Annotated in this window: 23 protein-coding genes and 2 pseudogenes; 14 read left to right on the forward strand and 11 right to left on the reverse strand. The window is 71.2% G+C overall.

Annotated features, from left to right (window positions below; all coding sequences use genetic code 11):
* The first annotated feature begins 2 nt into the window (after window positions 1-2).
* From coaBC to ACFYE1_RS07470, 4 genes are all read left to right on the forward strand, one after another.
* Window positions 3-1,229, forward strand: coding sequence for a bifunctional phosphopantothenoylcysteine decarboxylase/phosphopantothenate--cysteine ligase CoaBC (coaBC, locus tag ACFYE1_RS07455; RefSeq protein WP_387741467.1), 1,227 nt, complete (start codon window positions 3-5; stop codon window positions 1,227-1,229).
* 119 nt (window positions 1,230-1,348) lie between these two features.
* On the forward strand, window positions 1,349-2,554 hold the full coding sequence (gene metK, locus ACFYE1_RS07460) for a methionine adenosyltransferase (RefSeq protein ID WP_387741469.1): 1,206 nt from the start codon (window positions 1,349-1,351) through the stop codon (window positions 2,552-2,554).
* A 2-nt stretch (window positions 2,555-2,556) separates the two neighbouring features.
* Window positions 2,557-4,671, forward strand: a complete 2,115-nt coding sequence (locus tag ACFYE1_RS07465; RefSeq protein ID WP_387741470.1) for a primosomal protein N' — start codon at window positions 2,557-2,559, stop codon at window positions 4,669-4,671.
* Between the two features lie 128 nt (window positions 4,672-4,799).
* Window positions 4,800-6,281 carry a glutamate--cysteine ligase gene (locus tag ACFYE1_RS07470; protein ID WP_387741472.1) on the forward strand — a complete coding sequence of 494 codons (1,482 nt, stop codon included), beginning with the start codon at window positions 4,800-4,802 and terminating at the stop codon, window positions 6,279-6,281.
* 652 nt (window positions 6,282-6,933) lie between these two features.
* Here the strand turns inward: ACFYE1_RS07470 and ACFYE1_RS07475 are convergent.
* Window positions 6,934-7,300, reverse strand: a pseudogene (locus ACFYE1_RS07475) (transposase); the annotation flags it as partial.
* Between the two features lie 226 nt (window positions 7,301-7,526).
* On the opposite strand from ACFYE1_RS07475, the gene ACFYE1_RS07480 reads away from it, so the two are divergent.
* Entirely contained in the window at window positions 7,527-8,738 is a 1,212-nt protein-coding gene (locus tag ACFYE1_RS07480) for a MalY/PatB family protein (RefSeq protein ID WP_387741474.1), read from the forward strand.
* 15 nt (window positions 8,739-8,753) lie between these two features.
* On the opposite strand, the gene ACFYE1_RS07485 is transcribed toward ACFYE1_RS07480, so the two are convergent.
* From ACFYE1_RS07485 to ACFYE1_RS07495, 3 genes and pseudogenes are all read right to left on the reverse strand, one after another.
* Window positions 8,754-9,497, reverse strand: coding sequence for a ketopantoate reductase C-terminal domain-containing protein (locus ACFYE1_RS07485; RefSeq protein WP_387741476.1), 744 nt, complete (start codon window positions 9,495-9,497; stop codon window positions 8,754-8,756).
* Window positions 9,498-9,585: 88 nt separating this feature from the next.
* A pseudogene (locus ACFYE1_RS07490) lies at window positions 9,586-9,672 on the reverse strand (2-dehydropantoate 2-reductase N-terminal domain-containing protein); the annotation flags it as partial.
* 278 nt (window positions 9,673-9,950) lie between these two features.
* On the reverse strand, window positions 9,951-10,091 hold the full coding sequence (locus ACFYE1_RS07495) for a hypothetical protein (RefSeq protein WP_387741477.1): 141 nt from the start codon (window positions 10,089-10,091) through the stop codon (window positions 9,951-9,953).
* A 155-nt stretch (window positions 10,092-10,246) separates the two neighbouring features.
* On the opposite strand from ACFYE1_RS07495, the gene ACFYE1_RS07500 reads away from it, so the two are divergent.
* The gene (locus tag ACFYE1_RS07500; protein ID WP_387741479.1) at window positions 10,247-11,014 is read left to right on the forward strand and encodes a hypothetical protein; all 768 of its coding nucleotides are present in this window, start codon (window positions 10,247-10,249) and stop codon (window positions 11,012-11,014) included.
* Between the two features lie 155 nt (window positions 11,015-11,169).
* The gene (locus tag ACFYE1_RS07505; protein ID WP_387741481.1) at window positions 11,170-11,634 is read left to right on the forward strand and encodes a hypothetical protein; all 465 of its coding nucleotides are present in this window, start codon (window positions 11,170-11,172) and stop codon (window positions 11,632-11,634) included.
* A gap of 257 nt (window positions 11,635-11,891) precedes the next feature.
* On the opposite strand, the gene ACFYE1_RS07510 is transcribed toward ACFYE1_RS07505, so the two are convergent.
* Window positions 11,892-12,071 carry a hypothetical protein gene (locus tag ACFYE1_RS07510; protein ID WP_387741515.1) on the reverse strand — a complete coding sequence of 60 codons (180 nt, stop codon included), beginning with the start codon at window positions 12,069-12,071 and terminating at the stop codon, window positions 11,892-11,894.
* A gap of 50 nt (window positions 12,072-12,121) precedes the next feature.
* Here ACFYE1_RS07510 and ACFYE1_RS07515 point away from each other — a divergent pair, with 50 nt between their 5' ends.
* Window positions 12,122-12,718, forward strand: coding sequence for a recombinase family protein (locus tag ACFYE1_RS07515; protein ID WP_387741513.1), 597 nt, complete (start codon window positions 12,122-12,124; stop codon window positions 12,716-12,718).
* Window positions 12,719-12,872: 154 nt separating this feature from the next.
* Here the strand turns inward: ACFYE1_RS07515 and ACFYE1_RS07520 are convergent, their stop codons facing one another.
* The 3 genes from ACFYE1_RS07520 to ACFYE1_RS07530 form a co-directional block, all read right to left on the reverse strand.
* Complete coding sequence (locus ACFYE1_RS07520; protein ID WP_387741483.1) at window positions 12,873-13,385, reverse strand: hypothetical protein; 513 nt, start codon at window positions 13,383-13,385, stop codon at window positions 12,873-12,875.
* Window positions 13,382-13,783, reverse strand: coding sequence for a hypothetical protein (locus tag ACFYE1_RS07525; protein ID WP_387741485.1), 402 nt, complete (start codon window positions 13,781-13,783; stop codon window positions 13,382-13,384). Before ACFYE1_RS07525 ends, ACFYE1_RS07520 begins: the two co-directional genes overlap by 4 nt.
* Window positions 13,784-13,904: 121 nt before the next feature.
* Window positions 13,905-14,849, reverse strand: coding sequence for an NAD(P)H-binding protein (locus tag ACFYE1_RS07530; protein ID WP_387741487.1), 945 nt, complete (start codon window positions 14,847-14,849; stop codon window positions 13,905-13,907).
* Between the two features lie 84 nt (window positions 14,850-14,933).
* On the opposite strand from ACFYE1_RS07530, the gene ACFYE1_RS07535 reads away from it, so the two are divergent.
* Window positions 14,934-15,590 carry a TetR/AcrR family transcriptional regulator gene (locus tag ACFYE1_RS07535; protein ID WP_387741489.1) on the forward strand — a complete coding sequence of 219 codons (657 nt, stop codon included), beginning with the start codon at window positions 14,934-14,936 and terminating at the stop codon, window positions 15,588-15,590.
* 120 nt (window positions 15,591-15,710) lie between these two features.
* On the forward strand, window positions 15,711-16,172 hold the full coding sequence (locus tag ACFYE1_RS07540) for a TspO/MBR family protein (RefSeq protein WP_387741491.1): 462 nt from the start codon (window positions 15,711-15,713) through the stop codon (window positions 16,170-16,172).
* A 502-nt stretch (window positions 16,173-16,674) separates the two neighbouring features.
* Here ACFYE1_RS07540 and ACFYE1_RS07545 read toward each other — a convergent pair.
* Genes ACFYE1_RS07545 through ACFYE1_RS07555 form a run of 3 tightly spaced genes read right to left on the reverse strand, consistent with a single transcriptional unit; the run spans window position 16,675 to window position 20,363 of the window.
* On the reverse strand, window positions 16,675-17,556 hold the full coding sequence (locus ACFYE1_RS07545; RefSeq protein WP_387741493.1) for an NAD(P)-dependent oxidoreductase: 882 nt from the start codon (window positions 17,554-17,556) through the stop codon (window positions 16,675-16,677).
* Window positions 17,553-18,962, reverse strand: coding sequence for a four-carbon acid sugar kinase family protein (locus ACFYE1_RS07550; RefSeq protein ID WP_387741495.1), 1,410 nt, complete (start codon window positions 18,960-18,962; stop codon window positions 17,553-17,555). Before ACFYE1_RS07550 ends, ACFYE1_RS07545 begins: the two co-directional genes overlap by 4 nt.
* 30 nt (window positions 18,963-18,992) lie before the next feature.
* Window positions 18,993-20,363 carry a GntT/GntP/DsdX family permease gene (locus ACFYE1_RS07555; protein ID WP_387741497.1) on the reverse strand — a complete coding sequence of 457 codons (1,371 nt, stop codon included), beginning with the start codon at window positions 20,361-20,363 and terminating at the stop codon, window positions 18,993-18,995.
* A gap of 369 nt (window positions 20,364-20,732) precedes the next feature.
* Between ACFYE1_RS07555 and ACFYE1_RS07560 the strand changes: the two genes are divergently transcribed.
* The 4 genes from ACFYE1_RS07560 (at window position 20,733) to ACFYE1_RS07575 (ending at window position 25,801) form a co-directional block, all read left to right on the forward strand.
* On the forward strand, window positions 20,733-21,452 hold the full coding sequence (locus ACFYE1_RS07560) for a FadR/GntR family transcriptional regulator (protein WP_387741499.1): 720 nt from the start codon (window positions 20,733-20,735) through the stop codon (window positions 21,450-21,452).
* Between the two features lie 24 nt (window positions 21,453-21,476).
* On the forward strand, window positions 21,477-22,334 hold the full coding sequence (locus tag ACFYE1_RS07565) for a class II fructose-bisphosphate aldolase (RefSeq protein ID WP_387741501.1): 858 nt from the start codon (window positions 21,477-21,479) through the stop codon (window positions 22,332-22,334).
* A gap of 523 nt (window positions 22,335-22,857) precedes the next feature.
* Window positions 22,858-24,102 (forward strand): alpha/beta hydrolase family protein, encoded by a 1,245-nt coding sequence (locus ACFYE1_RS07570; protein WP_387741503.1) that lies wholly within the window; start codon window positions 22,858-22,860, stop codon window positions 24,100-24,102.
* A gap of 1,063 nt (window positions 24,103-25,165) precedes the next feature.
* Window positions 25,166-25,801: a flavin reductase family protein gene (locus ACFYE1_RS07575; protein ID WP_387741504.1), complete on the forward strand. Its 636-nt coding sequence runs from the start codon at window positions 25,166-25,168 to the stop codon at window positions 25,799-25,801.
* Window positions 25,802-25,910: the final 109 nt, after the last annotated feature.

Below are 25,910 nucleotides of genomic sequence, written 5' to 3' on the forward strand. Positions count from 1 at the left end.
GCATGAGGATCGTCCTCGGCGTCGGCGGGGGCATCGCCGCGTACAAGGCGGCGTTGCTCCTGCGCCTGTTCACCGAGAGCGGCCACACGGTGGTGCCCGTCCCCACGGAGGCCGCGCTGCGGTTCGTGGGCGCCCCCACCTGGGAGGCGCTCTCCGGGCAGCGGGTCAGCACGGACGTCTTCGACCGCGTGGACGAGGTCAACCACGTCCACCAGGGCCAGGCCGCCGACCTCGTCGTCGTCGCCCCGGCGACCGCCGACCTGCTGGCGCGCGCCGCCCACGGGCACGCCGACGACCTGCTGACCACCACGCTGCTCGCCACGCGCGCCCCGGTGCTGTTCGCCCCGGCGATGCACACCGAGATGTGGCTCAACCCGGCCGTGCAGGCCAACGTCGCGACGCTGCGCGCCCACGGGCACACCGTGCTCGAGCCCGCCGACGGCCGGCTCACCGGCCCCGACTCGGGTCCCGGGCGGCTCCCCGAGCCCGAGGTGGTCCGCGACGCCGCGCTGCGCCTGGCCGCACGCGGTGACGCCGCCGACGGCCTGCTGGCCGGCACCCGGGTGCTCGTGAGCGCGGGCGGCACCCGCGAGCCCCTCGACCCCGTGCGGTTCCTGGGCAACCGCTCCTCCGGCAAGCAGGGCGTGGCGGTCGCCGCCGCCGCCCGGGACGCCGGCGCCGCGGTGACCCTCGTGGCCGCCCACCTGGAGACCCCGGTGCCCGCCGGCGTCGAGGTGGTGCACGCGGGCACCGCCGAGCAGCTGCGCCGGGCCTGCGTGCGCGCCGCCGCGCGGGCCGACGTCGTGGTGATGGCCGCCGCGGTGGCCGACTACCGCCCGGCCCGGATCGCCGACGCCAAGCTGAAGAAGGCCGAGGACGGGTCCAACCCCGTGCTCGAGCTAGTGCGCAACCCCGACGTCCTCAAGGAGCTCGTGGACCTGCGCAACACCGCCCGGCGCCGCCAGCTCCTCGTCGGCTTCGCCGCCGAGACCGGTGACGCCGGGACCGACCCGCTGACGTACGGACGCCGGAAGCTCGTGCGCAAGGGCTGCGACCTGCTGGCCGTCAACCACGTGGGCGAGAACCTCGTGTTCGGCCAGGACACCACCACCCTGACCGTGCTCAGCGCCGCCGGCACCCCCGAGCAGGTGCTCGAGGGCTCCAAGGCGGAGGTCGCCCGCGGGCTCGTGGCGCGGATCGCGCAGGACCTAGCCGGCGTCCACGCCTGAACGGGGGTCCGCGCCCCTGTCCGGGCGTCCGCGCCCGATCCGGCGTCCGGTCCCGTGCCGGCCGGGCACCGTACGCTGCGGCGCTGCGCCGTCCGGGGCGCCCGGTAGTGTGGTCTCCCGTGAGCGAGACGACCCAGCACCTGAGACTGTTCACCTCCGAGTCCGTCACGGAGGGACATCCCGACAAGATCTGCGACCAGATCAGTGACGCCATCCTGGACGACCTCCTGCGCCAGGACGCCGAGTCGTCGGTGGCGGTGGAGACCATGGTGACCACCGGGCTGGTGCACGTCGCCGGCGAGGTGAAGACCCGCGGGTACGTGGAGATCCCCAACGTGGTGCGCAAGACGTTGCTCGACATCGGCTACAACTCCTCGGTGCACGGCTTCGACGGCGAGTTCTGCGGGGTGTCCATCAGCGTCGGGGAGCAGTCCCCGGAGATCTACGAGGGCGTGTTCCAGTCCCTCGAGGTCCGCGAGGGCACCGCCCGCGACGCCCGCGACGCCCAGGGCGCCGGGGACCAGGGCATCATGTTCGGCTACGCGACCAACGAGACCGAGGTGCTGATGCCGGCGCCGATCTTCCTCGCCCACCGCCTCTCCGAGCAGCTCACCCGCGTGCGCAAGACCGCCGTGCTGCCCGGTCTGCGCCCCGACGGCAAGACGCAGGTCACCCTCGGCTACGACGGCGACCGCCCGGTGGCCGTGGACACCGTGGTGGTCTCCTCCCAGCACATCGAGGGCTACGACCTCGACCAGCTCGCCTCCGACCTGCGGCAGAGCGTAATCACCCCCGTGCTCGAGGAGTCGGGGCTGGACCTGTCCGGCACCCAGGTCATCATCAATCCGGCCGGGAACTTCGTCCGGGGCGGGCCCGTGGGGGACGCGGGGCTGACCGGCCGCAAGATCATCGTGGACACCTACGGGGGCATGGCCCGCCACGGCGGGGGCGCCTTCTCCGGCAAGGACCCCTCGAAGGTCGACCGCTCCGCCGCCTACGCGATGCGGTGGGTGGCCAAGAACGTGGTGGCGGCCGGCCTGGCCGACCGCGTGGAGGTCCAGGTCGCCTACGCGATCGGGCGCGCCGCCCCCGTCGGTCTCTACGTCGAGACCTTCGGCACCGAGAAGGCCGACCCCGCCCGGATCGAGCGCGCCATCCGCGAGGTCTTCGACCTGCGGCCGCTGGCCATCATCGAGGACCTCGACCTCAAGCGGCCCATCTACGCCCGCACCGCCGCGCACGGGCACTTCGGCCGCGCCGAGCCCGGGTTCACCTGGGAGCGCACCGACCGCGTCGCGGACCTGCGGTCGGCCGCCGGGGTCTGACCGTGGACCCGGAGGACGCCGGGGCCGCCGCGGAGGGCCCGTGGCAGCTGTCGCTCCTCTCGGGCTTCCCGCCCCGGCCGCCGCGCGAGGACGCGAAGGGAGTGGGCGCGGTGCTGCCGGCCGCGCACGAGCCCGTGGCCCGCGTGCTGCTGGACACCCACGTCCCGCACCTCGACCGCCCGTTCGACTACCTCGTGCCGGCCGAGATGGCCGAGGCGGCGGTGCCGGGCGCCCGCGTCAAGGTCGGCTTCGGCGGCCAGGAGCTGACGGGCTACGTGCTCGAGCGCACCGCCGACTCCGAGGTCATGCCCCGGATCCAGCCCCTGCGCCGGGTCATGTCCCCGCTGCCGGTGCTCGCCCCGGAGATCGCGCGGCTGGCCGAGGACGTCGCCGCCCGCTCGGCCGGGACGGCCGCGGACGTCGTCCGGGTGGCCGTCCCGCCCCGCGTCGCCCGCGTCGAGAAGGAGGTCGAGCAGCGGCTGGCCGAGGCGCCGGGCCACTCCACCGGGCTGTCCCCGCACGCCCCCGGCCCCTCCCACGACGCCGCGCTGGCGGACTACACCGGCGGTCCGGGGTTCCTGGCGGAACTCGCGGCGGGGGCCTCGCCGCGGGCCGTCGTCGAGGTGCTGCCCGCCCATCCCGCCCACGACTGGACGGACGTCCTGGCCGCCGCGATCGGCGCGGCGTGGCGGGCCGGGCGCGGGGCGGTCGCCGTCGTCGCGGACCAGAAGGCGCTGGCACGGATCGAGCGCTCGGTCGTGGACGAGATCGGCGGGGAGCACCTCGTGCGCCTGCACGCCGAGGACGGCCCCACGCCCCGCTACCGGGCGTTCCTGGCCGCCGCGACCGGTCAGGTCCGGGTGGTGCTCGGCACCCGCTCCGCCGCCTACGCCCCGGTGGACGACCTCGGCCTCGTGGCCTGCTTCGACGACGGCGACGAGAACCTCGTGGAGCAGCGCGCCCCCTACCAGCACGTCCGGGACGTGCTGCTGCTGCGCGCCGGGCGCACCGGGTGCGCGGCCCTGTTCGCCGGTCACGCCGTCAGCCCCGAGGCCCAGCGGCTCGTCGTCTCCGGGTGGGCCCGCCGGATCGCCCCCGCCCGGGACGTGCTGCGCGTCCACACGCCCCGGATCGTCTCCACCGCCGACTCCTTCCACGCCGCCCGGGACCCGCTGGCCTCTAGGGCCCGGCTGCCCGAGACCGCCTACCGCGCCGCCCGCGAGGCCCTCGAGCGGGGCCCCGTCCTGGTCCAGGTCGCCCGCGCCGGCTACGCCCCGCACCTCGCGTGCGAGCGCTGCCGGGAGCCCGCCCGCTGCACGGCCTGCGACGGGCCCCTCGGGGTCGTGTCCCGGCGCGGGGTGCCCCGGTGCGGGTGGTGCGGCCGCTCGGCGCACTCCTGGTCCTGCGCCGCGTGCGGGTCCCCGCGGATGCGCCTGATCACCGTGGGGGCGCTGCGCACCGCCGAGGAGCTCGGGCGGGCGTTTCCCAAGGTGCCCGTCGTGGCATCCTCCGGCGACGCGGTGCGCACGGACGTCCCCGGCGCCCCCGCCCTCGTCGTGGCCACCCCGGGCGCCGAGCCGGTCGCGGAGGGCGGCTACGCGGCGGCCCTGCTGCTGGACGGCAACCAGATGCTCATGCGCCCCGCCCTGCGCGCCGCGGAGCAGACGCTGCGCCGGTGGTGCAACGCGGCCGCGCTGGTGCGCCGGGCCCGGGACGGCGGGATCGTGGTGGTCACCGCGGAGCACGAGGCCGCGGTCGGCGCGCTCGTGCGGTGGGACCCGGCCGGGTACGCCGAGCGCGAGCTGGTGGAGCGACATTCCCTGGGCCTGCCCCCGGCCGTGCGCTCGGCGGCCGTGACGGGCCCGGCCGCGGCGGTGTCGGCGTTCCTGGCCGACCTCGAGCTGCCGCCCGCCGTGCGGGTCATCGGCCCCACGCCCCTGGAGGACCACGAGCCCGGGCCGGACGGGGAGCCGGCCCCGCACCGGGCGCTGCTGTTCTTCGGCTACGGCGTGGCCGGCGAGGTCACCCGCCGGCTCCGGGCCGCCCGGTCCAAGGCCTCCGCGCTGCGCAAGCACGCCCCGGTGCACGTGCGCTGCGACGTCACCGACCTGCTCTGAGGGCCGCGCCGGCCGGGGGCTCCCGCGGACGGCGCCCCGCCCGGGGCGGGCCGGGTGTTGGCGCACGGGCCGCGGTGTGGTTGGTTGGAGTCCTGGGGCCGCGCCGCGGCCGGGAGTCGGAGGCCACCGTGGGCGAAGAGGTCAGTTCCCGCAGCTACACGCGCGAGCAGCGCCAGCGCTACCGCGAGAAGGTCCACGAGGACCTCGACGTGTTCGCGCGGATGCTCGCCCGGGACTCGTTCGAGTTCGAGCGGCCCATGACGGGGCTGGAGATCGAGCTCAACCTCGTCGACGAGCGCCTCGACCCGCACTTCCACAACGACGAGGTGCTCGCCGCGATCGCCGATCCCGGCTACCAGACCGAGCTGGCGCGGTACAACATCGAGCTCAACGTCCCGCCGCGGCCGTTGCCCGGGCGGGCCGCCCTCGACCTCGAGGAGGACCTGCGGGCCTCGCTCAACTCCGCCGACGCCGCGGCCCGCGGCGTCGGCTCACGGATTGTGACGATCGGCATCCTTCCCACGCTGCGGCCCGAGCACTACGAGCAGGAGTGGATCAGCGACAACAACCGCTACACGGCGCTCAACGACTCCATCTTCGTGGCCCGTGGCGAGGACATCCGCCTCGAGATCGAGGGGCCTTCCGGGGAGCGGCTGTCCATGTACTGCGACTCGATCGCCCCCGAGTCGGCGTGCACCAGCGTCCAGCTGCACCTGCAGGTCGCCCCCGCGCAGTTCGCCGCCCACTGGAACGCCGCCCAGGCCCTGTCCGCCCCGCAGGTGGCCCTGGGGGCCAACAGCCCCTGGTTCTTCGGCCGCCGGCTGCACGCCGAGACCCGGATCGCGCTGTTCGCGCAGGCCACCGACACCCGGCCGATCGAGCTGAAGAACCAGGGGGTGCGCCCGCGGGTGTTCTTCGGCGAGCGGTGGATCACCTCGATCTTCGACCTGTTCGAGGAGAACGTCCGGTACTTCCCGGCGCTGCTGGCCGAGTGCTCCGAGGAGGACCCGGCCGCGAAGCTGCGGGCCGGGGTCGCCCCGGACCTCTCGGAGCTGAGACTGCACAACGGGACGGTCTACCGGTGGAACCGGCCGATCTACGACGTCGTCGGCGGCCGTCCGCACCTGCGGGTCGAGAACCGGGTGCTGCCCGCGGGGCCGACGATCGCCGATGTGATGGCCAACGCCGCCTTCTACTACGGTGCCGTCCGCGTCCTGGCCCGGCAGGAGCGGCCGGTGTGGACCCGGATGAGCTTCCCGGCCTGCGCCGAGAACTTCACCCGGGCCGCCCGGGACGGGATCGACGCCCGGTTCTACTGGCCGGGCTTCGGGGAGGTCAGCGCCGACGAGCTCGTGCTGCGCCACCTCCTCCCGCTGGCCCACCAGGGCCTCGAGGAGTGGGGGGTCGCCCCGGAGGTGCGCGAGCGCTACCTGGGGATCATCGAGGGCCGGTGCGTCTCCGGGGTCAACGGCGCGGCGTGGCAGACGCGGGCGGTCGAGCACTTCGAGCGCCACGGCGCCGACCGGCCCACCGCGCTGCGCCGGATGCTGGAGGCCTACACCGAGCACATGGACGCCAACGAACCGGTGCACACCTGGCCGGTCCCGTAGGTTCCCGACCGGCAGGCAAGCTTGTTCTGCCGGCACCGCCGGCTTCTCGGCGCCCCGGACACCGTCACGGAGGACGGCACCGGGTGAGCACATCGAACTGGTGGGCTCTTCGCCCCCACGGGCCGCGGCGCCACCAGGGTCGGGACCACCGTTACGGACGACACCGGCCGAGAAGTACCCGGTGGGCGCACGCAGGCGGGGCCGTAGTCGGCCTCGCCGCGAGCCCACGATTCGGCCGGGGGTGCAGGTGGCCCAGGACGTCTCCGATCCGGTCTGCGAGACTCCCGACCGGGACAGCACCGCTCGAGCCGTGATCGACGACGCTGTGCGCCCCTACGTCCAGCAGATGGACAGGCGGCCACCGGAACGAGCAGGGGCGCGGTTCGGCAACCGTCTCTCCCTTGGCCCACAACGACGGTACCTGGCTCACCTGTCACGGTGAGCCAGGTGCTTCCTTCTGGTGACAGGCGACCGGATGGGGTGGCCGGTCCCATGAGGCATCGATCTGCTGACGGTGCCCGCGTTTCTTCCGCGAGGGGCTCGGGCCGACCCCCAGCGGGGTCCGTTGGCGGGGGCCCGAGGAACGTCCGTCATCCGGGGTTCAACCAGCTCTTCGGGGCCAGGGTGTCCAGGACGCGGTCGAACTGGGCGCGCACCGCGTCCGCGTCGGGCTGGTCGCCCCGATCGCGGCGACCAGCCCGGGGTGGGCCTCGGACGTCAGCAGACGCACTCCGGTGAGCCCGCGGCACCGGGTCGCGGAAGAATCCCAGCCACCCGGCGGTGTCCTCGGCCGAGCCGATCGGCACCCCGAGGATCTCGCGGTGCTTGTCGGCGTTGACCCCGGTGGCCAGCAGCACGTGGGTGTTGATCGTTCGCCCGCCCTCGCGCGCCGTCATGGTCAGTGCGTCGGCGGCCACGAACGTGCAGGTCCCTGCGTCCTGTGGGCGGGTGCGGAAGGCCTCGACGTGGGTGTCGAGGTCGGCGGCCATGGACGAGACCTGGGAACGGGAGAGCCCGGTGCTGCGCTGTCTACGGTGAGGATCGGGGGCTGGACAGCTCGTGGTGATGGCTTCAGCGACGCCCCTCATGGTGATCAACGCGCCTGCCGGGTGCTGCTGGCCGAGCACGGGCCGCGGGGCTGGCGCGCACGGCAGGCTGTGGCATCGTAGGCGCTGAGCGCTGGTGATGTGATCCGGACGGTCGCCGGCCGCTGTTGGCAGATCCGGTGGTCAGAAAGGTTCCGTGATGATGGAGGCACTGCCGAATCCGCTGGAGATCCTGTCGTTGGATCAGCTGCGCCGGCGCACCAGCATGAAGTGGCGGGCCCACCCCGAGGACGTGCTGCCGCTGTGGGTGGCGGAGATGGACGTCTCGCTGGCTCCGGCGGTGGCCCGGGCCGTGCACGAGGCCATCGACCGCGGTGACACGGGGTACCCGGCCGGCACCGACTACGCCGAGGCGCTGAGCGCTTTCGCTGGGCGGCGATGGCAGTGGGACGGGATCGCCGTGGAGCGCACCGCCGTCGTCCCGGACGTCATGCTGGGGGTGGTCGAGGTGCTGCGCCTGCTGACCGATCCGGGGGACGCGGTGGTGGTGAACTCCCCGGTCTACGCGCCCTTCTACGCCTTCGTCTCCCACGACGCCCGCCGTGTGGTGGAAGCACCGCTGGGCGAGGATCTGCGGATCGATCTGGACGTCCTGGAGGCCACGTTCCGGCGCACGCGGGCGCGCGGGGGTAAGGTCGCCTACCTGCTGAGCAACCCCCACAATCCCACCGGGGCCGTCCACACTGCTCAGGAACTGGCCGCGGTGGCCGAGCTGGCCCGCCGGCACGGGGTGCGGGTGGTCGCCGATGAGATCCACGCGCCCCTGGTGCTGCCGGGGGCCCGGTTCACCCCGTATCTGAGCGTGCCCGGCGCCGAGGGCGGGTTCGCGCTGATGTCGGCCTCCAAGGGGTGGAATCTCGCCGGGCTCAAGGCCGCCCTGATCCTCGCCGGCCCGGAGGCCGTTGCGGACCTGCGGCGCATGCCCGAGGAGGTCAGCCACGGGCCCAGTCACCTCGGGATCATCGCCCACACTGCTGCCTTCGCCGCAGGGGAGGCGTGGCTGGACGCGCTCCTGGAGGGCCTGGACGCCAACCGGGCGCTGCTGGCTCGCCTGCTGGCGCAGCACCTGCCGGGCGTGCGGCACACCCCGCCGCAGGGCACCTATCTGGCGTGGCTGGACTGCCGCGCGCTGGGCCTGGAGTCCGGGGAGCGCTCCGAGGGGCTCGCCGTCGTCTCGGACATGGGCGCAACCGCCCAGATGTTCCTGGACCGCTCCCGGGTCGCCCTCAGCTCCGGGCATGTCTTCGGCACCGGCGGAGCCGGACACGTGCGCTTGAACTTCGCGACCTCACAGGCGATCCTCACCGAGGCGCTGACCCGTATGGGACGGGCAGCGCGGGACCTGCCATAGGTCCACCGACCTCGGTCATGCGGTGGTGGTGCGTGCTGCGGCTCTGAGCTGGATGAGGGCGAGGTCGAGGATGGGGGTGGGTACCTCGTACTGACGGGCGCGGGCGGCGAAGTCACCGATGAGGTGTTCGGTCTCTCCGGCGCGTCCGGCGGTGACGTCGCGGTAGAGCGAGGAGGTGTACACGGCGCCGGGCTCGGTGAGCATGCTGAGGGTGGCCTGGCGCTCGGTGCCGGTGACGGGGTGTCCGGCGGCGGCGACGACGGCTTCGCTCTCGGCGATGATCCGCCGGAACGCGTCCTCACCTCCCGGTGTGGCCACGATGTGGCCGATGTTGTTGCGCAACAGGCAGGTGGCCACCCCGGAGGCGACGATGAAGGCCCATTTGTGCCTCATCGATGCGGTGATGTCCGGTGCCAGGGTGGTGTCGATGCCGGGCACGGTGAGGGTTTCCAGTGCGTCCCGCACCCGCGGGGTGGTGTCTGCGGAGAGTTCCCCGAGGGTGAGGGTGGCGATCGGGGTGAACTGCACGATGCGGCCTGCTTCGTCGACGGTGGTCACCACGCGCACGATCCCGCCCAGCACGTGGCCGGGGAAGCGTGCAGCGAGCTCGTCCAGGTGGGCCATGCCGTTGAGGAACGGCAGGACCATGGTGTGCTCGCCCACTGCGGGGTCGAGGCCCTGCAGGGCTGCGGTCAGGGAGGTGGCTTTCACCTCGACGATGATGAGGTCGAAGGGTGTCCTCAGGTCCTCGGTGGTCACCACCGGTGGGTGCAAAGGTGTCGGTGCGGTCGAGCCCGACCACGGTCAGTCCTTCTTCCCGCAGCTGGGTGGCTCGGGGTTCGCGGGCGAGGAAGGTGACGTCACGGCCGGCTTGGGCCAGACGGGCGCCGAAGTAGCCGCCGGTCGCACCGGCTCCGATGACGAGAATGCGCATGGGGGTGCTTTTCCTGACGGTGCCCGCGCCCCGACGGGGTGCCGGCACCGGAAAGGGGTTGGGATCTGGATGCTCTGAGGGTCCACGCTAACTTGCGAGCGAGGCTCTTGGTCCGCCCTCAGCGCGGAGTCTCATAGCGTCTGGGCCCACCGCGTCGACTGGAGGTGCTCACCCCCCGCCACCCCGCACACGTCCACATGCAGTGATGCAAGACCCGCCCGGTCGCCCCGGAGCTGTCCCTGGACCCGTTCACCGTTGCTGAGCAGGGCAGGCAGGCTTCAGGTGATGCGATGCGGTGAGGGTGAGCCTCGCCTGATGGTGAGCGCGATCAGTCCGGTCAGCAGCAGGCTGAAAGGGATGGTGGTGAGGGCATGAGAATTGAGACGCAACCACACCTGCCCGACCAGTGCTGTGGTCACGGCGGTGAGTGCCCCTGACACCAACACGGACCCAGCGCGCCGGCTGCGCAGAAGTTGCTGTCGAGGTTCTTCGAACGTGGTGTTCTTCTTCGGTGCGGTCGATTGATCTCAAGGGTCCGTCGCGCAGGGCTGGGGATGTGCTCATACTCGGTGGTATGAGCAGCGAGTTCTTGCCCGGCACCCCCACTGCGGCTGACTTCCGCGCCCTGGCGTCCAGCTCGCCGTGGCGGTTCACCACTGTGCGCCTCACTCACCGGTGCCAGCAGGACAACGGGAGCACCCCGTCCGGCGGCCCGGTCGAGGTCTGGCTCGACCGGGGTACTGGGCGGCTGGCCGTGCGCTCCGGCGCGGGGGTCGAGACGGCCGAGGGCGTGCCCTACGGAACAGCTGTCAGCCTGGTGGGCTGCAACGACCACGACGGCGGGGCGGTGTGCGCTGTTCAGCCGTCTCCGGACACGGGAGTCGTGCTGCGTCCGGACGGGCTGGTCGCCCAGCGCCCGGAAGGGTGGCACTACGACCACGGCGATCCGATGTGGCGTGACTACCAGTTCACGGCCATGCTCGATCCGGCAGAGCTCAGCCAGGGGGTAGAGGTGAGTGATGTCGCAGCCACTGTGCTGCGGGGCCGTCCCACGTGGTCGGCGACCTGCCGGCCGCTGCTCGAGGAGGACGAGGAATGGGGCGGCGGCTACGACCCGAGGTGCGGTTGCTGCCCGTTGCTGCTCAGCCCCGCCAGCCTGATCCCTGAGTACGGCCCCGAGGATCCGGCCCTCACCACCGGTGAGGTCCCGACGGTGTACTGCGTGCATCTGGACGTGCAGACGGGCATCGTCGTGGACATCACCCCACTGGACGGCATCGGGGGCAGCAGCCTCACCAACGAGATCCACGCCGTCGACGAACCCCTCGATCCACCGCTGTGACGAACCAGGTCCGTCCGCGCCGGGTACTCTGCCCGTGGTGTTCCGGTCGGTAGGGTCCAGACATGAGTGAGCCCACGGCTTCCGCCGCAGACGGTCCTGCCCCACCGGTCGCGACCGTCCCGGTGCCCACCCTCGGACGGGTTGTGGTGCGAACCATGCCTGCCGCCGCAGTCCTGGCTGTCGCAATGCCGGGGGTGCTGTGGTGGTTGTCGGCCACGCCCGCCGTGCTGGACACACTGTGGTGGATGGCGTTGCTCATCGGCCTCGTTGTGCTGTTCCATGTGCTGGCCCGTCTGGCGGGCGCCCCGCGGCCCGGCCTGCAACAGGTGCCTGCAGAGCGGCTTCGGTCCGCGCTGGGGTCGGCGTCTCGGGACGGTGCGGTGCCGGCGGATCCGCAGGTGCGAGCCGCGGCCGGGGTCACGGCCTGCCAGCGTGTCGAGGCCGCGGTCTACGCGGTGGCCGCCACGGTCGGCATGGTAGTGGCCTGGTTCCTGGTGGCGGAGCGCTCCTGGGTGTGGTGGGTGCTCGCCATCGCAGGTCTCGCCGTGATCAGCCTCGTCCGGGCCCGGCACTCCTGGGCTTACCTGCGCGTGTTGCGCTGCGCCGACCGTGCCGGCTGACCACCCCGCCCGCTGCACGGAAGACATCGACGCTCCCCTTCAGAGCCAGGACGTTGCCATTGGGGGTTCCGCTTGCGGACATGGCGGCCGATGGCGGCTCCGCAAGACCGGGACCACACATCGCCATCACGGCCGAGTTCGGGTTCGCCGGCCCGAGTGTCGCATCCTGGACGTGAGCCAGAGCGGGATGAACCTGCGCAGAACGGCGCGGGGAGAACCGGTCGGCCCCGACACGTACCGGATGCGATCGGTTCGGATCACCCGTCGTCGGGGTCCTCGGGTTGCACCTGGTACTCCTGCAGGTCCAGCAGATCGCGTTCCCCCAGTCCGTTCTCTCGGATCCACACCACGCCCCATGGGGTCGAGACCGTCTTCACCGTCCCGGCCCGGTGCACCACCCCGTGGACGCGGGCCTGCACCTGGTGACCCAGCCACAACTGCTCCACCGCTGTGTCGGTGTCGCTTCGGGCCTCGTCGGCCTGACCGTCTGTCTGCGCGTCCTCTGTGCCCCCACCGCCACCTACGGATCCGTGCAACATCGTGGCCCGTCCTCACCTCCGGAGCGGAGCAGCCGAGGACTGTGACAGAAGGTGGCGCTGACCTGCGAGAATCTGGCCGCTATCGACGCTCTGATGTGCAACGGCCGGCCTGCCACGGACCGGAACACGCACCCTCGACCGCGGCGGAAGGCCAGGGGGCCCTGGACCGGCTCGGGCGGTCGACGCAGAACATGCTGGTCGTCGCCGAGGCGCTCCGGGGACGAGGTGCCGGTTTGCGGGTGCTGAATCCGGGTGGGGGAGACGTGGACACGGCCACTCCGACGGTCTTCACGGTGATGGCGGCTCCGGCGCAGAGGGAGCTGGAGATCGAACGAGAACGGATCGCCGACTCGGTGGGCGAGCGCCGGACGGCCGGCATGGACCTCGGCGGGCGGCGCCTCACCTTCACCGACTCCCAGGTTCGCCATGCGCTGCGGCTGATCGATTCCGGGGAGCCGGCCATCCAGGTCGCCCGCGACCTCGGGATGTTCCGGGCCGCTCTGTACCGGCGGATCCGGGAGATGCCGCCAGTGACGGCCATCTGAGTCCGTCTTTTCTGTGGACATCATGATGCGCAGAGCGTGCACCGGATTCTGTTGAGCGGTGCTGATGGGCACCTCGCGGTCACGGAGCGTGTGGGCGCGGTCATCCGGGCAGATGACTGGGTCTTGCGTGGGGCTCCGGAGAACGCCGGTGCGTTCACCGCCCTGCCGGGCGGGGTGCTTCCTCGGCGAGGGCCTTCAGATTCAGTAGCTGGCGTCTGGCCATCACGAGGTCACCGACGGACAGTGCTGGTGCGAGCAGGGAATTGACGTCCGCGACGACCTTCAGGAGCAGCCGCGTGGTCCCGGGGTCTCCGGGCACCAACAGGTAGGACATGTACGCCCCGAGGATCGTTCCGGTCAGGTGACGTCCGCGTTCGACGGCGACGATGCGGCCCATCTCGCGGCGCCCGGCGGTGGTGTACGGGTCGCCGACTCTTGGCTCAGGCAGGTGGAGGAGTCTGCGCGGGGACCGACGACCGAGGTTGTCGATCCAGTCGTACGAGTACGGCGCGACTCTGACCTGTGTCAGCCATGGCCAGAGTGCTTCTGGCTCCACCTGGACGGTGACGCCGCGCCACACCTCGAGTGTGGGAGCGGGAAGAAATGCGTCACACGGGTAGCGCAGCGTGGTCTCGCTGTCGGACACTCCCCAGCGGGACCCGATCATGACTCGTCCGTTGTTCCGTGGGTGGCCATCCCCACCTCTTCGAGGCGCTCCTCCGCAGGACCGCCCGACGTCCGGTGCCCGAGCCGCCCGCGTGTGGCGATGACGACGAGCAGCTCGGGCAGAGACATCGCCACAAGGTGCGCCATGGTCACGTTCGTGTCGCCTGGGTACAGGTGGTGCAGGTAGCCGGCGTTGACCCCGTCGCCGCCGGTCGTGGCGTTGCCGACCGCGTGGACGAGCCCGATGAGGAAGAGGCTTCCGGTGCGGTGGTCGGTCCACCCGAGCGCGAACCGGAACGGCACCGCGAGGGTTGCCAGCAGGACCAGCATCGCCGCACCTGCCATCAGGCTATGGCCGGCGACAAAGGACGTGCGCTGCAGCGCGAACAGCGGTGCCACAATGAGGGCGCCCCGCAGTGAGCCTCGGGGCGTCGGCGAACGAACCGGACGACCGCCCCACCGTTCGGAGGGTTCGCCGTCGAGCCCTCGCGCATGGATGCCGTGGACATGTCTGCTCCCGTCAGGGAAAGGAGTGCTGGAGACCCGCAAGGCGATGCGTCTCGCGCACGCCGACGGCGTACGGGGTCGGCCACAGATCGAACGCCTTCGTGGTCGCTGCTCCGTCGACGACGAACGGCTGCTCGAACTGGTAGAGCAGCTCAACGCCGGTGCGGGCGAGCGGCACGACGGTGCCGAGCGCGCGAAGGTGCCGGCCGCGGACAGCGGTCAAGGCGGTCCGCCGGCCCGCCTCGCGAGCGGCCGACGCGACCAACGCGCGCCCCGTGGTGGGTTCAGGATGTGGGACGTGCCAGGTCGCGCAGTCCGAGGTGTCCGCCCGACCCACCGTGGCGATGGTGCGAGCGAAGTCGTCGATGAACGTCGGTGTGATCGGCAGGTCGGGTGAGCCGAACCAGAATGCGCGGTCCCCGGGGCCAGGGGCGTTGAACACGTTGCCGGCGATCATCGAGCGCACTCCGGGCTCGTACAGCTCCCCGGCCCGGACGAGGGACAGCCGGATGCGCCCCGCAGCCGCGGCGTGCTGCAGGCGGTCTGCCAACCACGCGCGTAGTACCCCCAGAGAGCTGACCGGCCGGTAGGGCAGATCCGGGGTCATCGGCCCACCCACCCGCCCGTACATCCAGGTGTTGTCGGCGAAGACCACCCGGGCGGCGGCCGCCTCCGCAGCGGTCACGACGGCGTCCGTGAGCAAGGGGAAGTCCTGCTGCCACAGGCTGATCGGTGGCATTGCGCAGTGGTAGATCACCGAGGCGCCGACCGTCGCCGCCACCAGCGCCGCCGGATCAGCCGCGTCGGCAGCACCGAGCTCCGCCTCCGGGTGACCGATCGAGCGGCCGTCCCGCGTGAGTGCCCGCACCTCGCATCCGGCCGCGACGAGGTGGGCGACTACGCGTCGTCCGGTCGCTCCCGCCGCCCCGACCACCACGTGGAGTGGTTGTCCAGACATCGGTGTCTCCCACTTTCTGCTACACATGTAGCATTATGCGTGTAGTCGCTACGCTACAGCTGTAGCGTGGAAAGTGGAAGGGGTATGAGTGCGATGCCTGTTAGGACCGACCGGCCGCGACTGCTGGCCGACGCCGCGATCGGCGTGATTGCGAGTAGCGGGATGCGGGCGCTCACCCACCGGGCGGTGGACGCCGCCGCCGGGGTGCCGTACGGAACGACCTCGTACCACTTCCCGACCCGTCGCGAACTGTTGCATGGCGTGCTCTCACGGATCGCGCAGATCAACCACGAGCGGCCGGCCCGGGTGCCGGGTCCACCCCCCGAAGCCGTTGACGTGCCCGCCACCCGGACGGACCGGCTCGCGGAAGCCGACCAGCTGGCCCAACGGATCGCGGTGTTCGTCGATGGTCAGATCACCCAGCAGCGGGAACACACCCTGGCCCGGATGGCCTGCGAGATCGAGGTCGCCTCGGATCCGGACCTGCGCGCGGTCCTGCATGCAGGAGACGTCTTCCGGAGGACGGCGGTCGCTGCCTTCACCCGGCTCGGCGCCGGTGACCCGCCGCGACAGGCCGACGGCCTGGTCGCCCTGATCGACGGGCTGCAGTTCGATCGGCTCGTGGGGGTGGGCTCGATGTCAGCGGCCGTCCCTGGAACGCCGCAGTCCCAGGCCGAGATCGCCGCGGTGGTGCGCAGCTATTTGACCGGGGTGGTGCCCCCTTCACGTGATGGTCGTTGAGATCCTGGCCGTCCGGCTGTCGTGGCGACTCGTCCTGTCCAGCCCTTCCGCGCTCGTGGCACGTGACTGTGCTGATCGGCTGACAGTGGCATGCTGAACCCCATGAAGCACGGGGCTCGCGTGAGGCAGTGGACGGCCGTGGGCGGGCCCCCCGTGGCCGCCGCGGTGCTGGGGAACTCCTTCATCGGCAAGGAGGCCATGGGCTGGTTCCGCGAGCTGAAGGCTCCGCGGATGCAGCTGCCGCTGCCCGCCTTCGGTGTCGTCGGAGCGCTGTACTACCTCGAGCTCGGCGCCGTTCTGTATCGCGCCCACCGCAACGACGACCGGCGCGTTCGGCGGCTCGCCCTGCTCGTGCTCGCGGGCAACGAGCTCTGGAACGTGTCGTTCTTCGGACGGCGCGATCCACGCGCCGGGTTCCTCGGGATCGTCGCGTTCCTGGCGCCACTTCTGGCGCTGCAGAAGGCCGTGGCCTCAGACCGGCCGTCTGTCCTCGTCCTTACCCCGTACACCCTATGGGTCATCGGCTACGACCTGCCCTGGACGTACAGCCTGTGGCGACTGAATCGTCCTGCCCAGCGCTGACCGTGCGGCCCCGTTGGTCAGCTGCGCCCGTCACGCGCCGATCGCGATGCGCAACCGCGCGACCATGTTGCGCACCGTGGACTCGGCCACCTGCGCCCCCTTCCTCCTCGAACGGCCGCTGCCGCACCCGGCGGGCGGTGCACCGCTGCTTGCGCGGCGCCTCCAGATCCCCGGTCAGCACCGGCGCCGTACGCTCGGGTGCCTTGCGGACCGGAGGGACCGCAGGCCGGCCGCGCGAAGCAGGTGTGCTGCGACACGGTGCTCCTGCCCACGATCGTCGCGATGCTGAGCACGGCCCGCGTGGCGCAGATGCTCTCCTGAAGCACGGCCCTCCACTGGCACAAGCCCCGGGCGCAGCACCGCGGGCTTCCGGCGGAGGAGGGGTAACCCCTCCGCCGGAAGCCCGCGCGGACGTCCTCGTCCGGCGTGCGCACGGACATCATGGCCGGTGGCGCTCACGCCGTGCGGCGCGTCGTTCTCCGTCCTCCCCGTGGAACGGTCCCTACTTGGAGCGGAGGATGTCGTAGACCGAGGAGTCGTCGTGCCGGCCGTGGCCCTCACGGCGGCCGCGCACGTAGAGCTGCTCGGCCGCGGAGGCCAGCGGCACCGGCTGGGCGACCGCCCGGGCGGCGTCGGTGACCAGGCCCATGTCCTTGACGAAGATGTCCAGGGCGGAGCGGACCTCGGCCTGATCACCCTGCAGCATCCGCGGTCCGCGGTCCTCGAACATGAAGGACGTGGCGGCCCCGGTCGAGAGAACCTCCAGGCACTGGCCCGGGTCCAGGCCCATGGAGTCCGCCAGGGCCAGCGCCTCGCCGGCCACGGCGATGTGCACCCCGCACAGCAGCTGGTTGACCACCTTGAAGCGCTGCCCGTCGCCCACCCGGGCTCCGACGACCGGTGCGTTGCCGGCCATCGCCTCCAGCAGCGGCCGGACCGCGGCGACGTCGGCCTCCGCGCCGCCGACCATCACGAGCAGATCCCCGGTGGCAGCACGCGCGGTGCCGCCGGACACCGGTGCGTCCACGATCCGCCGCACCCCATGGGCCTCGAGGCCCTGCGCGCAGGACTCCACGGCCTGGGGCCCGACGGTCGCCATCACGAGCAGCACCGAGTCCGGGCCGAGGGTCTCGGCGATGCCGCGTTCACCGAACAGGACGTCGTGCAGCTGCGCCCCGGTCGCGACCATGACGACGACGACATCGGCTCCTGTCGCGGCCTGGCGGGGATCGGTCAGGAACTCCAGGGCGTCGCCCACGAGTTCCTCGGCGCGCGGCGAGACGTCGAAGCCGCGGACGGGGAAGCCGGCGCCGGCCAGGGTGAGGGCCATGGGAGCGCCCATGGCGCCCAGGCCGACAAAGCCGACGGACAGTGGTGTGCTCATGACTGGTTCTCCTCGGGGTCGGTGGTGCTGGGTCGGGTGCTGCGGGTGGTCGCCCGGGCGAGCTCGGCGGCCCGGTCGAGGACGTCCACGACGTCGGCGAGGGCGCTTTCGGCGCCCACGTTGCCGGGGAAGACCACGTAGGGCCCGCCCCGGGTGGCGTCCGGGGCGTCGGTGGGCTGGAACATCGAGATCTGGCCGGGGAAGAACTGACCGGCCACGGTGGCCCGGCGGATCCCGAGGCCGCGGTGGGCCACCTCGTGGGAGGTGATCCCGCCCTTGGCCACGACCCACGCCGGGCGGGCCTGCGCCACACCGTGCACGACCTCCACGAGGGCGTCGGAGACCGAGCGGGCGATGGCCAGCGACTCCTCGGGGTCGTCCGTGCGCACGAGCTCCCGGCTCGTCCACACGGCCGCGTCGCTGGCGGCCAGGGCCTCGGTGATCCGCCCGACGGCGTCGGCCACGTAGCCGGGGCGGGCGTCGTCGTCGAGCAGGGTGGGCACGTGCAGCTCGACCTCGTAGAGCTCCCGACGGGTCCGCAGCTCGGCGAGCTGGCGGTTGGTGAGCCCCACGTGGGATCCGACGGCCACGAGCCCGTGCGGGAGGCGCCCGGGGCCCACGACGATGTCCTCCGGGCCCAGCACCCGCGAGTCCGTGAGACCGGCCAGCGGGCGGACGAAGGAGGGCCCGCACCGGGTGACGAACGTGCGGCCCTCGGCCTCGAGGGCCGCACGGGCTTCCGCCACGGTGTCGAGGTCCGCGTAGTCCGTGGCGTTGACGACCACCCAGGCCCGGTCCCGGGTCCGGCGCAGGATCTCCATGACCGCGGGCACGCCTCCGGAGCGGATGTCCTCGAGACCGATCGACAGGATCGAGTCCCGGTCGAGGCTCCCGCCGGAGCGCTCCACGAGGAAGTCCTTGAGGTCCGAGGAGGAGTAGCCGAAGGTGGCGTCCGCGGCGAAGTCGGTCTCGCCCACGGGCATCGGGCGGCCCTGCAGGACCGCGTAGTGGATGTCGTCCTCGGTGTAGCGCCCGGCCTCGATCATGGCCGGGGCGAAGAGGAACCCGTCGACGGCCACCCCGTGTTGCTCGAGGACGTCCGCCAGGGCTGTGGGCTCGGCGATCACGTGCCCGCGCAGCGTGGAGTCGCTGCGGGAGACGAGGTGGGGGAGGGGCAGGTGCTCGGCCGCGAGGGTCCTCAGCACCGCCGAGATGAGCTCGGTGTTGATCGCCACGGCTTCGGCCTCGGGCCGGGCCCGGCTGTTGGTGAGCACGAAGCAGGTGCGCCCGGGATGCCGGACGACGTCGAGCACGGGAGCGGGGTCGAGCTCGAGGACGACGTCGACGTCGTGGACGCACTGGGACCCGGTCGGATCGTCATCGAGCACGAGCAGGGTGGGATTCATGGTGGGGCTCCTTTCGGAAGGGCGGGTGGATCAGGACAGACCGGACAGGGCGAACCACAGGATGGACACCACCAGGAACCCGACCAGCGATGTGGCCGTGGTGAGCACGCTGAACGTCCGCAGGGCGGTCGCGACCGGGACCCGGAAGTAGCGGCTCCAGACCCAGAACAGGGAGTCGTTGACGTGGCTCAGCGCCATGGACCCGACACCGATGGCCAGGGCGAGCATCGCCATCTGGACCGGGGCGAGGTTCTGGGCGGCGGCCAGGGGCGCGATGAGCGGGGCAGTGGTGAGGATCGCGACGGTCGCCGAACCCTGCGCCGCGCGGATCAGGGCGGACATGACGTAGGCCAGCAGGATGATCGGCAGGCCGGTGGCGCCCAGGACGTCCGCAACGGCCTGGGAGACGCCCGTCTCCCGCAGGACGTAGCCGAACATGCCGCCGGCGCCGGTGATGAGGATGACGGCAGCCACCGGGGGCAGCGCGGAGTTGATGACGTGCTCGGTCTCCTCCCGTCCCCAGCCCCGCCGGTAGCCCAGCAGGATCGATGCGGTGACCACGCCGATGAGCAGTGCCATCGGAGACGCCCCGACCATCGACAGCAGCGTGCGGAACGCGTTGCCCTCGGGCAGCACCATCGCGCTGGTGGTCTGCAGCATGATCAGCACCAGCGGCAGGGCGATCATCGCCACCACGAGCCCCATGCTGGGAGCCTTGGTCTGGAGGACACCGGTGTGCCCGGTGCCCCCGACACTCTGCAGGACGTCGTCCTGCGCGACCTCCACGTGCGCGGTGCGAGACAGGCGCATGGCCAGCCAGTGCCCGAACAGCCACATGGGCACCGCGGGAATGAAGGCGAGCAACAGGACCAGGCCGATGTCGGCGCCCAGCAGCTCGGAACCGCCCACGATCCCCGGGTGCGGCGGCATCACGACGTGCACGGTCAGCATCGCGATCGCGATGGGCAGGGCGTAGGCGAGCATGTTGCCGCCCAGACGGCGGGCCACGCCGAAGACGATCGGGATGAGCACGATCAGCCCGACGTCCACGAACACGGGGATGCCGAAGATGAAACCGGTGGCCCCCAGAGCGAAGGGCGCGCGCTTCTCCCCGAACTTGTCGAGCAACCAGCGGGCCAGGACATCGGCGCCACCGGAGACCTCGATGATCCGGCCCAGCATCGCACCGAGGGTCACGATGAGGGCGACGCTGCCGAGGGTGTTGCCCATGCCGGTGCTCAAGGTGGGGACGACCTCCCCCAGTGGGATCCCGGCGGCCAGCGCCAGGGCGGCGGCGGTGATCATCAGCGCCAGGAACGGGTGCACCTTGCCCTTGATGATCAGTCCCAGGATGACCGCAACCGCGGCCACCCCCAGCAGAACGAGTGTGGTGGTGGTCATGAATGCCTCATTGATCTCTAGGGGCCAGTGCCCCACCTGTAAGATGTCAGACATCTTATGTGAGGCGCGACACGTCGTCAATGAGTCGTTTCCGGAAAGCCATGGGTGTCACAGCGCTGGAGTCGACAAGGGCGGCGAGAAGGTGGTGTTCCCCGACCCGGAGTGGTGTTGTCCGCCCATTGTGTCTGCGGCCACACCCGTGCGGCCACTGGGGACCGGAAGCTCCTGTGATGTGAACGCCGTCAGCGGCACAGCAGACGGACGCGACTCCATAGGTAAGATGTCTGACCTCGAGTAGAATGGACTACCCGACGTGGAGTGCGCCAGGAGAATGCGCCGGCACGCTCTCATCAACCCCAGAGGAGCATCATGGCTCGCCCATCCCTCGTCGATCAGGTCGCCGACGCCCTCCTCGACCGGATCATCTCCGGGGACTTCCCCCCGGGAGCGGTCATCCCCGGGGAGATCGACCTCAGCTCGGAGCACGCGGTGAGTCGCATGACCGTGCGCGAGGCGATCAAGACCCTCGGCGCCCAGCGCATCCTCCGCGTCGAGCGCGGGCGGGGTACGTTCGTGAACCCCGTGTCCCAATGGGCGTCGCTGCACGCGGTCCTCCGCGCGGTCTCCGAGGGGCAGGACGACGCGAAGGCCGCCGTGCAGCTGATCGAGCTGCGCCGTTTCCTGGAGACCGGCGCCTGCGAGCTGGCCGCCGGACGACTGTCCGCCGAGGAACTGGCCGGGCTGTCCCGGGACGTCGATGCCATGGAGAACGCCCATGGCTCCCAGGACGTGGCGGCCTTCGTGGCCGCCGATCTGCACTTCCACGACCAGATCCTGCAGGCCTCCGGCAACGTGTTCATGGCCGTCCTGTTCGAACCGCTGCACCGGGTCCTGCAGGAGCGGCGCGTCCAGACTTCCCGGGTGCCCGAGATCCAGACCCACGCCATCGCCGAGCACCGGAAGATCGTCGACGCGCTGGCCTCCACCGACTCCGTCCGGGCTCGCCAAGCCATGGACGAGCACATGCAGCAGACACTTTCTGACCTGAAGACCTACGTCCTCGGGGACGACTCCCCGGCCGACCGCTGAACACCCCTTCGAAGGACTCCCCCCGTGCGCGCTAACATGCTCGACGTCGTCACCTCCGCCCTCGACGCCCGCACCGCCGTGCCGGCTCTGACCACCTACGATTTCTCCACAGCCCAGGCCGTGGTGGCTGCCAGCGAGCACGCCGACCGGCCCGTGATCCTCCTGGTCCCGCCCAAGGCGGCCGCCGGAACGCGTGGGCGCCGCTTCATCACCGCGCTGCGCCATCTGGCAGACGACGCCGCCACTCCCGTGTGCGTGCAACTGGACCACGCCGTCGACCTGGAACTCATCGAGCGAGCCGTGGCAGCCGGCGTCGACGCCGTCCTCCCCGACGGCTCCGCCCTGCCCCCCGATGAGAACGCGGAGTTCGTCGCCCGGGCACGGAAGCTCGTGGGCCCCGACATCGTCGTGGAGGCCGAGCTCGGCAGCCTCCCCGGCGACGAGGACACGGCCCGAGCCTCCGTGGCCGGCGGGATGACCGACCCCGATGAGGTCCCCGGGTTCCTGGCCGTGTCCGAGGCGGACCTTCTGGCCGTAGCCGTGGGGAACGTGCACGGCCACTACCAGGGCACCCCGCGCCTGCACTGGAACCGCATCCAGGAGATCCGCGACGCCGCCGGCCAGACCCCCCTCGTCCTGCACGGCGCCTCCGGAATTCCCGAGACCATGCTGGTCCGCGCACCCCTGGCGGGCATCGGCAAGATCAACATCAACACCGAACTGCGGTCCGCGATCTTCGAGACCTTGGCCGACGGTCTGGAGCAGCACAGGAACCAGGGCCTGAATCTTCTAGCGCTTCTGGCGGACTGGAACGACACGGCCTACTTCTTCACAACCTCGGCCCACGGTCTGACGACTGCCGAACGCCACCGGATACTCTGAGAGCTCGTCTCCCGCGGCATGACTCGGATGCAGGGTCCCTCGGCGGGCAAGCCAACCGGTCGGAAACGCCTGGGTACGTGAAGATCACAGAGATTTTCGTCCGCAAGGGACTCTGCACGTGGCACCCCTGCACCCACCCAGGACCTCGCGCTGATGCCGCCCATGGACGTCTTACACCATTGGCGCGACAGTCCCCCACAGCCGGCAGGACAGGTCGGTGTGAAGCGTCGTGGGCAGTGGGTCCGACACTGCTTCCGGACCACCAATGGGCCCGTCTGATCTTGCAGTTCTCGAGGAACCGGGAGAGGCGCTGGTCCGGGAACGGCGCTTCGTCATGCCGGAACTGATCATCGGCGTCGTCGCGTACCCGCCGCGGACGGGGACACCGTCTGCGGTCGTCGGGGGCGGAACGTGCATGCGCGTCGTCGCGTCGGGTGTTGCCGTCGTCCTGCAATCGGAGCGGGGTTGCGTCACAGTCGGCGGGCAGGCGGATGGGGTGGCCGCCCGGCGGTAGGCTCAGGCGATGGGCAACGCCTCAGGCCAACTGTTCATCGACGCGCTGCACGACGAGTTCGGCACCTGGATGCTGGGGTACACACCATACGGAGGCGGCGATCACGGTGACGTCGCCGCGGTGGCTGCAGCGGTGGGCGACGGTGACGACGGCGCGTTCTACGACGCCTGGGTCACCGCCGGTGACCGGTCCGTGACAGAGGCGGAGGCCGCAGCCTCTGCTGGGCACCGCTCAAGCGCCGAAGATCTGTATCTGCGGGCCAGTGCCTTCTACGCCAGTGCTTACCATCCGCTGTACGGCGCGCCGGTCGACCCCCGGCTGCTGCACGCTTACCGGGCACAGGTGCGAGCCTTCGAGCGGGGCATGGCGCTGCGCGAGGTTCCGGTGCCTCCGGAGGAGGTCGTCCTCGCGGACCCGGTCCACGGGCCGGTCCGCATGCCCGTCTATCTGATTCCCGCCCTCGGCCACGAGACCGAGGTGCGGCCGTTGCTGATCCTCGTGAACGGCTACGACGCCACCATCACAGACGTCTACTTCGCCTCCGCGGTCGCCGCTCTGCGCCGCGGTTACCACTGTCTCTTGTTCGACGGGCCCGGACAGGGTGGGGTCCTCTACGAGCAGGGAGTGCCGTTGCGGCCCGACTGGGAAGTGGTCGTCTCGGCCCTGATCGATCACGCCCTGGGCTCCCCGATCGTGGACCCCGACCGCATCGCGGTGAGCGGCTGGAGCCTGGGCGGCTATCTCGCCCCGCGGGCGGCATCCGGAGACCCCCGGATCGCCGCGTGCATCGCCGACCCGGGTCAGTGGGATCTCGGCGAGAACATCCGCGACTTCGTGCACCGGTTCGGGGCGACGCCGGAGGAGGCCGCGGATCCGCGTCTGATCAGTGACGCCCTGCTGGAGCGGATCACCGCATCGGTGCGCGCCAGCCCCAAGCTGACGTGGGGGGTTATCCAGCGCGGTTTTTGGGCCAACGGTGTCAGCGACATGCGCGGTTTCCTGGAGAGGACCGCGCAGTTCACCCTCCGCGACCGGATCGTCGACCTCCGCTGCCCGGTGCTGCTGACCAGGGCGGAGAACGATCCTCTCGCGGCGGGGGTCGAGCGGTTCGCGGCCGCACTGTCGTCCCCGGCCACGGTCGTCGACTTCAGCGCGGCCGAAGGAGCGGGCGAGCACTGCGAGATGATGAACCGCTCCTTGCTCAACCGGCGGGTGCTCGACTGGCTCGACGACATTCTGGGGTCGCGGCGATAGGCGCACTGCCCTGGATCATGAGTGGCGCCGGCTGGAGCCCCGGGACGAAGTCGAGGTCACCCGAGGAATCGTTTCAACTGTCTGGGCCCGGTGAACGACCTGCGCGAGTTGCTGCCAGTGTCTCCTCGTCCTGGCCGTCCTGGCCGTCCTGGCCGTCCTGGCCGGGATCGCCGCCACCGTCTCCGCCGCCCCGTAGCACACGGCGTTGCCAACCGGGGCGGGCCTGGTCGCCGGATTCGGCACCGCGATGACCGTGGCCACCGGACTTCTCCTGGCGGCGGCAGCACTGACTCTGGTCACCCTCGGTGCCTGACCAGTGACCGAGGAGGGCACCCCCGATCCTGCCGACGCCCCGCCCGAAACGACACGCTGAGACAGGCCCCGACGTGGCTGAGACTCAGTTGCCGCCTAGGGTGCCGACTCAGGCGCAGTCCACCGCTTTGCGAATGGTCCGGTCAGCGACCGGCGATGGGGTGTGCTGAGTGAATCCTGTGCTGCGCACAGCGACACGGCATCCCTGGCGGGGCAGCGAGGTGGTACGAATCGGCTGCTGATGGGCAGCGGGGTTGCAGAGGGTGGAGTCGTGGACCTGGGCAGCGGCGAACGCGGTGATGTCGGCGCGACTGCATGATGCCGTGGGCAACCCTGTATTGGCGGACCGGGAGGCTGCCGCAGGCGCGGGGACTTGATGTCGTTCGGGCCACTGGCCGGTGATGCAGAAGTCGCCCTGGACGGGTCCTCAGATGGGGCTCTTACCGGGCGGGGTGCTCGGTGCATGCCGGTGCTCTTGGACGGCTCCTGCAACCTATGCGTGGATCCGTGTCCGGCTAGGGTCCCTGTCAGTAGGACCTGAGTGGTGAGCTGCCACGGCCTCTGCGCACCATCGGGTAGCTCCCGGGCTGTTTCGAGGCCGCAGGGAAGGGGAGAGCAGACGGGTGTGGGGCAGTCGCACCTGTCTGACGGTCGTGATCTCCAGTCGGTGCACCGTAGAGTTCGAGTGAGTCGACCTGGGCATGTCTGCCACGGGCGGGTTGCCAGGATCGGGAAGGACAGGTGAAAGAGAATGGCACGAGCAGATTTCGATCCCGGTGCCATCTCGTCACGGGATTTCTACCGGTTGTTGACCGCGGTGGTGGTCCCACGACCGATCGCTTGGGTGTCCAGCACGTCCGAGGAGGGCGTGGACAATCTCGCGCCGCACTCGTTCTACACGGTCGCTTCGGTGGATCCTCCGATCGTGCAGTTCACGTCGGTGGGGGAGAAGGACTCGTTGCGCAACATCGAGGTGAGGGGGGAGTTCGTCGTGAACCTCACTCCGGCGTCGTTGTTCGAGGAGGTGAACGCCACGGGTACGGATTTTGCTCCGGAGGTCAGCGAGTTCGACGCCGTGGGGTTGACGCGGGAGCCGAGCGTGAAGGTGCGGCCGCCGCGGGTGCAGGAGTCACCGGTGGCTCTGGAGTGCCGGCTCCACCGCATGCTGCCGATGGGGGACAGCACGCTGGTGTTCGGGGAGGTCGTTCATGCCGCGGTGTCCTCCGAGATCCTGGAAGGTGCTCACCCGCGGATCGATCTGCTGGAACCCTTGTCCCGGCTGGGTCGCAATGAATGGGGAACGCTGGGCCCGATCCGGGAGATCAAGAGGATCAGGGCGAAGGACTGGCCGGGTCACTTCGACCGGGCGGGCGAGCAGCAGGACTGAGCGCGAAGCGACGACGCGCAGGGCGCCCCCCGGGGGGTGCCTCTATGGTTTTCGTCAAGCGGCCAGGGCCACGGATGGCGAGGTCTGAGGCTCGGTGGGGTCTTGGTAG

It is taken from the genome of Kocuria nitroreducens, assembly GCF_042879195.1.
Lineage (GTDB): Bacteria > Actinomycetota > Actinomycetes > Actinomycetales > Micrococcaceae > Kocuria > Kocuria nitroreducens.